General features: G+C 71.7%; 8 protein-coding genes. 7 read left to right on the forward strand and 1 reads right to left on the reverse strand.

Features of this window, described 5'->3' with window-relative positions; genetic code table 11:
* The first annotated feature begins 46 nt into the window (after positions 1–46).
* The 7 genes from ACFWY9_RS18585 to ACFWY9_RS18615 are packed head-to-tail and all read left to right on the forward strand — an operon-like array spanning position 47 to position 11,468.
* The gene (locus ACFWY9_RS18585) at positions 47–1,321 is read left to right on the forward strand and encodes an ABC1 kinase family protein (protein WP_378339346.1); all 1,275 of its coding nucleotides are present in this window, start codon (positions 47–49) and stop codon (positions 1,319–1,321) included.
* Positions 1,318–2,250, forward strand: coding sequence for a DUF1702 family protein (locus ACFWY9_RS18590; protein WP_378324930.1), 933 nt, complete (start codon positions 1,318–1,320; stop codon positions 2,248–2,250). The genes ACFWY9_RS18585 and ACFWY9_RS18590 overlap by 4 nt, the downstream gene beginning before the upstream one ends.
* Positions 2,247–4,166 (forward strand): CRTAC1 family protein, encoded by a 1,920-nt coding sequence (locus tag ACFWY9_RS18595; RefSeq protein WP_378339347.1) that lies wholly within the window; start codon positions 2,247–2,249, stop codon positions 4,164–4,166. The genes ACFWY9_RS18590 and ACFWY9_RS18595 overlap by 4 nt, the downstream gene beginning before the upstream one ends.
* The gene (locus ACFWY9_RS18600; RefSeq protein ID WP_378339348.1) at positions 4,163–5,098 is read left to right on the forward strand and encodes an enediyne biosynthesis protein UnbU; all 936 of its coding nucleotides are present in this window, start codon (positions 4,163–4,165) and stop codon (positions 5,096–5,098) included. The genes ACFWY9_RS18595 and ACFWY9_RS18600 overlap by 4 nt, the downstream gene beginning before the upstream one ends.
* Positions 5,095–10,356: an SDR family NAD(P)-dependent oxidoreductase gene (locus ACFWY9_RS18605; RefSeq protein WP_378339349.1), complete on the forward strand. Its 5,262-nt coding sequence runs from the start codon at positions 5,095–5,097 to the stop codon at positions 10,354–10,356. Before ACFWY9_RS18600 ends, ACFWY9_RS18605 begins: the two co-directional genes overlap by 4 nt.
* Positions 10,353–10,784: an acyl-CoA thioesterase gene (locus ACFWY9_RS18610; RefSeq protein WP_378339350.1), complete on the forward strand. Its 432-nt coding sequence runs from the start codon at positions 10,353–10,355 to the stop codon at positions 10,782–10,784. The genes ACFWY9_RS18605 and ACFWY9_RS18610 overlap by 4 nt, the downstream gene beginning before the upstream one ends.
* A gap of 12 nt (positions 10,785–10,796) precedes the next feature.
* Positions 10,797–11,468, forward strand: a complete 672-nt coding sequence (locus tag ACFWY9_RS18615) for a winged helix-turn-helix transcriptional regulator (protein WP_378339351.1) — start codon at positions 10,797–10,799, stop codon at positions 11,466–11,468.
* A gap of 18 nt (positions 11,469–11,486) precedes the next feature.
* Here the strand turns inward: ACFWY9_RS18615 and ACFWY9_RS18620 are convergent, their stop codons facing one another.
* The gene (locus ACFWY9_RS18620) at positions 11,487–12,206 is read right to left on the reverse strand and encodes a hypothetical protein (protein WP_378339352.1); all 720 of its coding nucleotides are present in this window, start codon (positions 12,204–12,206) and stop codon (positions 11,487–11,489) included.
* Between the last annotated feature and the right edge of the window lie 511 nt (positions 12,207–12,717).

Raw genomic sequence — 12,717 nt, forward strand, 5'->3', positions numbered from 1 at the left:
ATCGGCGGTGACCTGGGCAGCTGATCGGAAGGAGCATTCCGTACCGATGACGAGCCGGGCGGTCGGCGGTGGCGCGGTGGCACTGCGGATGACACGCATCCTGTATGTCCTTTGTGGACGCTTGACCCTCCTGGCCGCCACGTCGGCCCTCTCCCTTGTACGACGCCGGAATCCCGCGCGGGAAAACTGGCTGGCGGACACCGTGGTGGCGCTCGGTCCGGCGTTCGTGAAGGCGGCCCAGTTGCTGAGTACCCGCGCGGATGTGCTGCCGCCGAAGGTGTGCCTGGCACTCACCCGCCTGTACGACCGGGTCCGCCCGATACCGCCGCGCACGGCGGCACCGGTGCTGCGGTCGCGATTCGGTGCCACCGGGACGAAGCTGGTCGGCGCGGGCAGTATCGCGTGTGTGTACCGGAGCGTCCTGCCGGACGGCCGCGAAATCGCGGTCAAGGTCCGCAGGCCGGGTATCGAACAGTCGCTGACGGCCGACCTCGCGCTGTTCGAGCGCGGCGCGGCAGTGCTGGCACGGCTGCCGTGGCTGCGGGGCGTCCCGGTGGTGGCGATCGCGGGCCAGCTCACCGGAAGCATTCGCGCCCAGCTGGACTTCCGGCGGGAGGCGGAGCTGCTCGACGGCTTCCGTGCCGCGATGGCCGAGGTCCCCGGTGTCACCGTGCCCGCCGTCGACCGGCGGCTGTCCACCGGGGACATGGTGGTGATGGACTTCGTCGGCGGTCTCGTCCGGCCGCGCCCGGACGAACTGGGCGAAGCGGAACGGCGACGCGCGGTGGTGACAGCGCTGCGCGCGGTGTACCGGATGCTGTTCCTCGACGGCGTGGTGCACTGCGATCTGCATCCGGGCAACCTCTACTTCCGTGCCGACGGCACGATCGTGATCCTCGACGCCGGGTTCACGGTGCGGCTGACGGATTCGGCGCGGGAGAAGTTCGCGGCGTTCTTCTACTGCATGAGCCAGGGCGACGGCGAGGCCTGCGCCGGCATCGTGCTGTCCACGGCGGAGGACACGCCGAGCGCCGATCGCGACGCGTTCCGCGCCGACCTCGCCGCGCTGGTGACGGCGCACACCGGCCGCCGCGCGGCCGAGTTCGACCTGGTCTCCTTCGCCACCCGGCTCTTCGACATCCAGCGGCGGCACGGGTTCTACGCCGATCCGCAGTTCGTGTTCCCGATCCTTTCGCTGCTGGTGCTGGAGGGCACGGTGCGTGAGTTCCATCCCGACGTCGACTTCCAGCGGGAGGCCGAGCCCTTCCTGGTGACCGCGCTGATGGAGCGCGTGCTGGTGGCGCGCGGGGACGCCCGGTGAGCGCGGCACGGCTGCTGCGTCAGGACATGGGGCAGGTCGACTTCGGGCCACGACGGTTCCGGTTACGTCCAGGCCCCGCGCGCGGCGTGCTCGAATCGGCGGGGCGAGCGTTCCTCACCGGGCTGAACGCTTCGCTCGAAACGGCGGAAGACGCGCTGGCCGAACAAATCGCCGGGCTGGAACCCGAACTCCGCGGTTTCGCGTTCGAGGGGGCCGGGATGGGCTGCGCGCTGCTCGATCTGCTCCTCCCCCGCCGCCGTCGCCGGGTCGCCGCCCTGCTGCGCGGACCGGCGGCGGACTACCCGCATCTGGTGCACGTCGGCGCGGGCTGGGCGTACGCGCGGCTGCGGCTTCGCCCGGTACGCGGGCCGTCGGGCGCGGATCCGCTGCTGCGCTGGCTGGCCTGGGACGGATTCGGTTTCCACCAAGGGTTTTTCCACGCCGACCGGGTCATCGGGCGGCAACGGGTGGAGCGCGGGCTCCACCGTGACGTCCGGCGGGTCCGCGACCAGGGCCTCGGCCGCGCGCTGTGGTTCTGCGAATGCGCCGATCCCGACGGCGTGGCCCTGCGCGTCGCCGAATTCCCCGAGCGGCGGCGTGCGGACCTGTGGAGCGGGATCGGCCTCGCGGCCACCTACGCGGGCGGTGCCGACGCGGGCGAGCTGGACCGGCTCGCCGAGCTGTCCGGGCCGTTCCGCGCGCATCTCGCGCAGGGCTGCGCGTTCGCCTGCGCGGCGCGGCGGGTCAGCGGGATCGTGCCCGCGCACACCGACAAGGCGGCCGACGTGCTGGCCCGCACCGACACCGGCACCGCCGCGAGCTGGACCGACCGGGCACTGACGAAGCTGGGATCCCGGCCGCACACGTTCGCGCACTATCAGCGCTGGCGGGCGGAAATCCGGCACCTGTGGGAAAGGAACAGCCGATGAGACCGTTCGTCCGCCGCCACCTCACCCGCGTGGTCGCCCTGCTCGGCTGCGCCGCGGTGTTCGCGTTCACCGTCGCCCCGCAGCCGTCCTCGGCGGAGGAATCCGCGCTGGCCCAACGCTTCTCGTTCACCGCGCACCCGGTCAGCCCGGACAACGCCCCTGGCGGACGGCGGGTGCGGACGGTCGCCCCGGCCTATGAACAGATCCGGTCGTGGATCTCGTCGGTGGGCGCGGCCACCGCGCTCTTCGCCGTGGACGGCGGCAAGGTCTCCCGCGACGTCTGCCTGGTGGATCCCCGCACCGACACGGTCACCGTCGAACCGGCGCCCACGACCGGTCAGCGCTTCCAGCCGTTCACGCTGACGCCGTCCGGACTGGAGATGCCGTCCTTCGCGGCGCCGATGGGCTGCCTGCCGGTGGATCTGGACGAGGACGGCTGGCAGGACGTGGTCGTCTACTACTGGGGACGTTCGCCGGTGGTGTTCCAGCGCGTCCCGGGCGTCCCGCCGTCGGCGCCGGCGTTCCGCGCCCGCGAACTGACCAGCCCGTGGCAGGTCTGGAACACCAACGCCGCCACGGTCGGCGACTTCGACGGCGACGGGCACACCGATCTCGTGTTCGGCAACTACTTCCCGGACGGCGCGAGGGTTCTCGACCCCACCGCGCGGCAGCCCGAGCTGCAGATGAACGATTCGCTGTCCCACGCTACGAACGCGGGCACCCTGCGGCTGTTCCGCTCCGCCGGTGCCGGCCGGTTCGCCGAGGTGCCCGGCGCCTTCCCCGCCGAGGCGCGGACCGGGTGGACGCTCGCGCTCGGCGCGCAGGACCTCGGCGGCCGGGGTCTGCCCGATCTCTACGTCGCCAACGACTTCGGCCCCGATCACCTGCTGGTCAACGAATCCACGCCCGGACGCTTCGCGTTCCGGACGGCGAACGGGACGCGCCACGCGGCGACGCCGAAGTCGAAGGTGGTGGGCAACGACTCGTTCAAGGGCATGGGCGTCGCCTTCGCCGATCTCGGCGCGCGCGGCGTCCCGGACATCCTGGTCAGCAACATCACCGAGCCCTATGCCTTGCAGGAAAGCAATTTCGCCTTCCTCGCCGCCGCCGACCGCGCGACGGTCGCCGCCCGGCTGCGCACCGGCGAGGCGCCCTACGACGACCGCAGCGAGGAACTCGGGCTCTCTCGCTCGGGTTGGTCGTGGGACGTCAAGGCCGCCGACTTCGACAACACCGGGGCCGACGAGGTCATGCACGCGACCGGATTCGTCGCCGGGCAGGTGAACCGGTGGGCGCAACTGCAGGAAACCGCGATGTCGAACGATCTCGTGCTGAGCCATCCCACGCTGTGGCCGCGCTTCACCGAGGGCACCGATCTTTCCGGCCACGACCACAACACGTTCTTCGTGCGGGGGAAGGACGGCCGGTTCGTGAACGTGGCCGACCGTGTCGGCGTAGGCACCGACGCGGTCAGCCGGGCGTTCGCCGTCGGCGACGTGGACGGCGACGGACGCCTCGACTTCGTCGTCGCCAACCAATGGGCACCGTCCACTTTGTACCGGAACTCCGCACCGGCCGGGGCTTTCCTCGGCCTGCGGCTGGTCCGGCCCGCCAGGGACACGGCCTGCCGGGCGGGTGCCGCCGGGCCGACGACGCCCGCGATCGGCGCCGAGGCCGAAGTACCCGCGCCGGGCGGCGGAACCCGGCTGCAGGAGGTGTACCCCGCCAACGGGCACAACGGCGTCAACGCGCCCGACCTGCACTTCGGCCTGGGTTCCCAGCCGTCGGCGAGCGTGCCGGTACGGCTGGCGTGGCGGGACGGCTGCGGACGGCACCACACGGGTTCGACGTCGTTGCCGCCCGGCTGGCATCAGCTGCGCCTGGGCTCCGACGGGACGATCGAGGAGGAACGGTGAGCAAGTCACCCGCCGAGCGCCGGTCCGCGGCGCTGCGCCGGTTCGGGATGTCGATCACGGCGCTGACCGTGCTCGGGCACACCGTGCTCGGCTTCGAACAGGCCTATCTCACCCCGGTCGTCGCCGTGCTCGCCGCGCTCGCCACCGAGATCACGCTGGAGTCGGTGGAAGCCGCCGTCGAAAAACGCCGCCCGCGCTACACCGGGAAAACGGGCGCGGTGGTGGATTTCCTGCTCCCCGCCTACATCACCGGCGTGGCCTGCGCGATGCTGCTGTTCGCCAACGACCGGTTCCTGCCGACCGTGCTCGCCGCCGTGGCGGGGGTGGCCACCAAGTACGTCTTCCGCGTCCGGATCGCCGGGAAATCACGTCATGTGCTGAACCCGAGCAACGCCGGGATCGTGGTGGTCCTGCTGCTCTTTCCGTGGGTGGGCATCGCGCCGCCGTACGAGTTCACCGAATGGGTCACCGGCGTGTGGGGCGCCGTCGTGCCCGCGCTGCTGCTGATCGCCGGGACGATGCTCAACGCGCAGCTGACCGGGAAGATCCCGTTGATCCTCGGCTGGGCAGGCGGTTTTCTCGCCCAGGCGGTACTGCGGACGCTGATCACCGACATCTCCTTGGTGAGCGCGATCCTGCCGATCACCGGGACCGCGTTCATCCTGTTCACCAACTACATGATCACCGACCCCGGCACCACTCCGTCGAGCCGTCGCGGCCAGGTCCTTTTCGGACTCGCCACCGCCGCGGTGTACGGGGTGCTGGTGCAGTTCCACGTCGTGTTCGGGTTGTTCTTCGCGCTGGTGATCACCTGTGTGCTGCGCGCGGTGGTGCTCGTGCTGGCGGACCGCCGGAGTCCACAGTGGAACGTGTTGGTGCCGGCGCAGCGGGCCGCCGTGGAACCGCCGGTGCAGGCGCGGGAATTGGCGTGAGCCGCCGGGAACGGGGCGAACCGATCGCGATCGTCGGGATGGCCTGCCGCTACCCCGACGCCGACGATCCCGCCCGGCTCTGGGAGGTCGTGCTCCAGCGGCGGCGCGCGTTCCGCAGGCTGCCACCCGGACGGCTCGATCTCGCCGACTACTACAGCGCCGACGCGGCCGCCCCGGACCGGACCTACAGCACCCGGGCGGCGGTGCTGGAGGGCTGGCGGTTCGACCGTGACGAGTTCCGGATCCCCGGACCGGTCTTCCGCGCCACGGACCCAGCGCAGTGGCTGGCGCTGGAAACTGCCGCCCGCGCGCTGGCCGACGCGGGCCGCCCCGGCGGCGCCGGGCTGGACACCGAGCGGACGACCGTCGTCGTCGGCAACAGCCTGACCGGCGATGTCACGCGGGCGCACGCGCTGCGGCTGCGCTGGCCGTACGTGCGCGATGTCCTGCGCGCCTCACTGTCCGAAGTGGATGAAGCGGCGCTTGAGGCGGTCGAGCGCCGCTATCTCGCGGCGTTTCCGGAAGTCGGGGACGAGACGCTGGCCGGGAGCCTGGCCAACACCATCGCGGGCCGGATCTGCAACCACTTCGGGTTCCACGGCGGTGGGTACACTGTGGACGGTGCGTGTGCCTCGTCGATGCTCGCCGTGATCACCGCCTGCCGCGCGCTGACCACCGGCGCCGCCGACTTCGCGCTGGCCGGCGGCGTGGATCTTTCGCTCGATCCGTTCGAGCTGGTGGGTTTCGCCAAGACCGGCGCGCTCGCCGCCGACGAGATGCGGGTCTATGACGAGCGCTCGGCCGGGTTCTGGCCGGGCGAGGGCTGCGGCATGCTCGCACTCGTCCGCGCCGTCGACGCGCACGCCGCCGGAACGCCGGTGTACGCCGAGATCCGCGGCTGGGGTGTCTCGTCGGACGGGCGCGGTGGCATCACCCGCCCCGAGGTGGACGGGCAGCTGCTCGCGCTGCGCCGGGCGAGCGCCATGGCCGGGATCGAGCACGCGGAAGTCGGGCTCTACGAAGGACACGGGACCGGAACGGCGGTGGGCGACGTCGTCGAGCTGACCGCGCTGAACCGCGTCCGCTCCGGCGCCACGTCCGCCGCCGCGCTCGGTTCGGTCAAGGCCAACATCGGGCACACCAAGGCCGCCGCCGGAGTCGCCGGGATCGTCAAGGCCGCGCTGAGCGTCGCTTCGGGACTGCTGCCGCCGACGACCGGCTGCGAACGGCCGCATCCCACGGTCGGCGAAACCCTGCGGGTTCTTCCCACGGCGGAACCGTGGCCCGGCGAAACACGGTCGGCCGGGGTCAGCGCCATGGGATTCGGCGGGATCAACACCCATGTCCTGGTGAGCACGCCCGCCGGTCATCGCCGCACGATCCCGTGTCCGGCGGTATCCCAGCCGACACCGGAAGTGGACGTCGTCGCCGTCGGCGGCCACGACCTTGGCCAGGTCGCCGCGCTGCTTGCGGAAATAGCCGACGCCGCGCCGCGGCTGTCCTACGCGGAGGTCCACGACCTCGCCTGCGGCCATGGCCGCCACACCGCGGTGGGCCCCGTCCGCGCCGCGCTGGTGGTGCGCACACCCGAGGAACTCGCCGCGCTCGCTTCCCGCGCCGCGGCGGAGCTTCCGTCAATCCCGTGTGGACAGTTGACCGCGTCGCCGGGGCTGTGGCTGGGCAACGACGTGGCGGGCCGGGTCACCCTGCTGTTCCCCGGCCAGGGCGCCGGCGGCGCGGAACCGGTCGACACCGCGCTGGCCCAGCCCGCGGTCTATCGGAGTTGCCTTTCGGCGGTGACCTGGCTCGACGCGCTGGGGGTGGCGCCGGTCGCCGCGGTCGGGCACAGCCTCGGCGAGATCGCGGCACTCGCCTGGGCGGGCCGTCTGTCCCTAGAGGACGGTGAGCGGCTGGTGACCGCGCGCGGCCGGATCATGGCCGACCACGGCGCTTCCGGCACCGGGATGCTCGCCGTGGCGGCCGACGCCACCGAGACCCGGGCGCTCTGCGCGGGCACCGAAGTGGTGATCGCCGCGGACAACGGCGCACGGGCACAGGTGGTGGCGGGTCCGATCCCGGAGCTGAACGCGGTGGCCGAAGCGGCGGAGCGGCACGGTTTCCGGACGCGGCGGCTCCCGGTCTCGCACGGTTTCCACAGCGCCGCCATGGCCACGTGCGCCGAACCCCTGCGTGCGGCACTGCGGAATGTCACGGTGTCTCCGGCGGACCGCACCGTGGTGTCCACTGTGTACGGACGGCCGTTGACGACCGAAGACGACCTCACGGAGCTGCTGGTCACCCAGCTGTGTGCGCCGGTCCTGTTCCGCGACGCGGTGCGGGCGGTGACGGCGGGCACCGATCTGTTCTGCGAGGCGGGCACCGGCCGCGCCCTGACGAGCCTGGTGGCCCAGGATTCGGCCGTGGCATCGGTCAGCCTGGACGTCGGCGCGTCCGGTGACCGTGCCACCGCCGAAACCGCGGCCGCCCTGTTCGCCGCCGGGGCGGCCAAGGAACTCACGCCGCTGTTCGCCGGACGGGCCGCGCGGCCCCTCGACCTCGCTCGCGAACGTGTGTTCCTGACGAACCCGTGTTCGGTGGCGGCGCCCGTGCTCCCCGCGCCGAGGGCGGCCGTGGAAGCGTCCCGCGACACGGCGACGACCGTCACGGATCTGCTCGCCGAGGCCACGGAACTCGACGTCGCGCTCATCCAGCCCGGCGCCCGATTGCTCAGTGACCTCAACCTGAGTTCGCTGCGCGCCACCCAGCTTCTGGTCGAGGCGGCCTCGACACTCGGGCGGAAGCCGCCCTCGGTGTCGATGGCCTTCAGCGACACCTCGGTCGCCGAGGTGATCGCCGAAATCGAGCGGCTGCCGGAGACGGACGCCCCCCTCGCGGACACGCCGGTGCCCGGGGTCCGGCCCTGGCAAGCCTGTTTCACCGGAACCCTGGTCCCCGCACGGCCGGAACCGTGGCGCCCCACCGAATTCGTGTATCTCCCCGACAGCGAGGACGTCGGGAAGGGGCTCGCCGCGGGCCGGACGGCCATCGACCGCAAGGCACTCGTCGTCGTGGCCCACGACCTCGCGCTCGGCGGGTTCTTCCGCTCACTGTGCCACGAACATCCGGACATCGGAGTCACGCTGGTCCAGGTTCCGTGGGGAACAAAGGATTTCTCCGCGTTCCACGCCGAACCGGGCCGCTTCCGCGCACTCGTCGCCGATGAGGACGGCGCGCTCACTGAGCCCGCCGAGCGGCTGTTGTCACTTCCCGCCGAGCCCGGCGTGCCGCCCTTCGACAAGCGGGACGTCCTGCTGGTGAGCGGCGGCGGCAAGGGCATCGGGTACGCGTGTGCCCGCGCACTGGCCACGGCGACCGGCCTCACCCTCGCGCTCATCGGTCGCAGCCGTCTCGAATCGGATCCAGCACTCCGGTCCAATGTGGACGCTTTGCGCGCCGAGGGAATCCGTGTCGCCTACCAGGCCGCCGATGTCGCGGACACGGAGGCTGTCGCGCTGGCGGTCGACAAGCTCACGGCCGAGACCGGACCGGTGACCGCGTTGCTGCACGCGAGCGGTGTCAACGAGCCCACCCGGTTCGCCGAACTCGACGAGGATGACGTCCGCAAGCATCTGGCGCCGAAGGTCACCGGCCTCCGCTCGCTGCTCGGCGCACTGCCGCACGAACCGTTGCGGCTGCTCGTCACCTTCGGTTCGGTGATCGGCACCCACGGCATGGCGGGCGAAAGCCATTACGCGTTCGCCAACGGCCTTCTCCGCGAAGAAGCCGGGCAATGGGCACAGCGGCTGCGCGGCTGTCGCGTGCTCAACATCGACTGGACCGCATGGTCGGGCACCGGGATGGCCGACCGCATGGGCGCGGCGCGGGCGCTGGCCCGCACCGGTACCACCCCGATCCCGGTCGCGGACGGGACTTCGCTGTTCCTGCGCCTGCTCGCCGCTCCCGCGACTCCGCCGAGCGTGGCGGTGCACGGCAGGCTCGGCATGGAAGCCACCACACCCGTGGCCGGCGGCCGGTTCCTCCAGCGGATCCGGGCTTGCCACCCGGACGTCGAGATCGTCGCCGACACGACGCTCTCGCTTCGCACCGACTCCTGGCTGGCCGATCACCGCGTCGACGGGCTCGCCCTGCTGCCCGCGGTCGTCGGCTTGGAAGCCATGGCACAGGCGGCCTCCGCGGTCGCGGGCCGCGCGCTGACCGTCGCGGAGAACGTCCGGTTCGACCGGCCGGTCGTCGTGCCCGACGAGGGCGAGCGTGCCGTCCGTGTCTGCGCGTTGCGCGAGGGTGACGTCATCACCACCGTGCTGCGCAGCGCGGAATCCGGCTTCGACGCCGACCACTTCCGCGCCGAGTTTCCCTTGTCCCCCAGCGCTTCCGCCCGGCCACCGGATCTCGTTCCCGACCGCGGCCGGATCGAGCCCGCCGCGCTGTACGACCGGCTCCTTTTCCACAGTGGACAGTTTCGCCGTGTCGGCGCTGTCGCGGTCCCGGATCCGTGGTCCTGCCGGGCCACCATCGCCCCGCGCGACGGCGCGCCCTGGTTCACCCCGGTGCTCGGCGACCCTGCCGCCCACGACGCCACGATCCACGTCCTGCAGGCCTGTGTCCCCGGGCGCAGGCTGCTACCCGTGGGCTGCGACCGCGTCGAGCTGAACCCGTTCGCCCACGGTCCCTGGGCCCTGCGCGGTGTCGAGCGTGACGCGGCGGACGGCCGCTACACCTGGGACGTCCTCGCCGAGGCCACCGACGGCAGGCTCGCCGTCGCGTGGACCGGGCTGCGCCTGGCGGATTCCGGCCCGCTCCCGCACGACCGGCCCTGGCCCGCCGCCCTGCTTTCGGTACTGCTCACCCGATCCGCGGTCGCGCTCGGCCTGGACGGCTCCTTGCGCGTGTCCGTCGGAGAACCGTTCACTGTGGACACCGCGGGTGACTGTCCGACCGCCGGTGCCTGGGAATCGGTCGATCCGCGCGCCACTCCCCCGGATCCCGGGCTCGTACGGCTCCTCGCGGGCCCGTGCGCCGAGGCCGCCGAGACCGTCGCCGCCCGGGCCGGGACCATCGCCCGCTGCCTCGCGCAGCGGGACATTTCTCCTTCGGCGGCAAGGTTTTCCGGCGCCTACGACGGCGGCTGGCTCGTGCTGCGAGCCGGTGCCGCGCTGGTCGCGTCGGCCGTGTTCCCCGTCGACGGTTGCCGGCGTCCGGTCACGATCGCCGTCCTGACCGAGGAAACCACCTCATGACGCCGGTCTACCGCTACCGTCACCCGATCACGCTGGAGGAGACCAACCTCGTCGGCAATGTCTACTTCGCACACTATGTGCGCTGGCAGGGCCATTGCCGGGAACGGTTCCTCGCCGAGAACGCCCCCGGCGTCCTCGCCGCGCTCTCCGATGGCTTCGCGATGGTCACCACGACCTGCGGCTGCGACTACTTCGGCGAGCTGACCGCGAACGACGTCGTCGAACTGCGCATGACCCTCACCGAGCTGGAAGGCAACCGGGTCGCGATGGCGTTCGACTACTTCCGTGCCGAGGTCGCGATACCCCAGCTGGTCGCGCGCGGGCACCAGGCCATCGCCTGCATGACCCGCGGCCCCGCCGGGCTGGAACCGGTCCCGGTGCCCGGACAGCTCAGGGCAGCCCTGACACCGTACTTGAAAATCCAGTAGTAGGCTGAGGCGGTGACCACCACCGCGCGCCGGGAACGCCACTACCGCCAGTACTGCGGGCTCGCCGCCGCGCTCGACACCGTCGGCGAGCGCTGGACGCTGCTGATCGTGCGGGAACTGCTGCTCGGCCCGCGCCGGTACACCGAACTGCTCGCCGATCTTCCCGGCGTGGGCACCAACCTGCTCGCCGAGCGGCTGAAAAAGCTGTGCGCGGCGGAAATCGTCGAACGGGAAGACACCGGGGCCTATCGGCTCGGGCCGTTGGGCGAACGATTGCGCGAGCCGGTGCTGGCGCTGTCCAAATGGGGCATCGCGCTGCTCGGCGAGCCCACGGCCGACATGGTCACCCGGCCGCACTGGGCGCTGCTGGCGGTCCAGGCGATGGCCGACGCGAGCCGCCTGCCCGAGATCTGCGAGACCTACGAATTCCACGTCGACGACGAGATCTTCCACCTCGCCGTCGACCGCGGCGCGCTGACCACGGCCCGCGGACCGGCCGCGGCACCGGCGATGAGCATCCGCACCGACGCCACCACGTTCGTCCGCATCGGAGCCGGGGCGATCGGCCCGTTCGCGGCGCTGGCCACCGGGAAGCTCACCTTCACCGGCGACGCCGACGCGGTCCTGCGCTGCTCGACCGTGCTGGGACTCGTGGAACGGCCCGGTTCGGCCCCGCAGGACTGAACCGGGCCGCACCGGGACTCAGAGGCCGCCGACCTTCACCGGGAACTTCTGAATGGTGGCGATGGTGGTGTCCGGGTCGTCCGGGAGCACCAGGTCCACCGGGTTCTGCAGCTGGTAGAGGTCGCCTCGCGGCGGGAACTGGGTCAGCTTCCCGACCAGCATCGCCGGGTCCTTCGTGGTCAGCACCAGCGGCTCGTAGGCCTTGCTGGACCGGATCCCGGCCCGGCGCAGCAGGTCGTCGGGCTGGTCGATCGTCATCGTGAAGCTCAGCACCATGATCTGCTCGTACCGCGGCGGGAAGCGCTGCGTCAGCTTCAGCAGGCTCTTCGCGTCGACGTCGATGTCGTTCTGCTCGATCGTGATCGTGCCGCCCTGGTTCACTCCGTCACCGCCGGGAAGCTCGGCGGAGACGCGGTGCCCGACCACCCGCAGCCGCACCGAGTTGATCGGATCGTCGGGGTTCACGTCGACCCGGACCTTGATCCCGCCCCGGAAGTCCACGCTGACCAGCGCGGTCCTGATCTGCAGCGGGGTGTTGATCGCGAGGCAGCTGCACGGGATCTCCGCGCCGATCGGCGGCAGCCCGGTCTGTTCCGGCGAGGCCTGCGCGGCCTGCCCGCCCAGCAGGCCACCGGCCGCGACGCCGCCGACCCCCAGCGCCGCGGCCGCGGCCCCCTTCAGGAAATCCCGCCGGCCCGAGCCGGACTGGGGTTCCTCGTCATCGTTCGGAGCAGGCATCGTCAACCTCCGCAGTCTGATGTCGAAAGAGTCCGCTCACTTGAATTTAAGATAGTTCCCCGAGCGACGACAGGGCGTCCGGAAGGATCGACACGGACGTGTCGGCGGGTGATGACCCACCGCCGCCGAGACCTGTGAAAGCTCGACCTGTCGGGTAACCGGGCCCACGCGATCGGGTCATGCCCGCCCCAGCACCGGCGAGCGCGGTCACCGCCCCCGGGGCGCCGGGTGTGACACCCGGCACCCGCCTCGCCGCCCACCCTGCCGCACCGAGGAGGCAAAAGCGACATACGGGACGATTCGCGGTGTATCGCGAGGCCGAGAGTCCTTTGTGGAACTTGTGGCGTGTGGGGTGTGTGTTGTTCATGGGGCTCGTGGTGACGGTGGGCTTCGCGCGGCGGCCCAGCATCGTGGGGGGGGGCGGGGGGGGCGGGTCCGGGAGAGGGGGGTAAAGGGGGGAGCGGCCCACGACGACACACAACAGCTCATCACGAATAGCCCAGAACGCAAA

Origin of the sequence: Amycolatopsis sp. NPDC059027 (assembly GCF_042739735.1) — a bacterium.
GTDB lineage: Bacteria > Actinomycetota > Actinomycetes > Mycobacteriales > Pseudonocardiaceae > Amycolatopsis.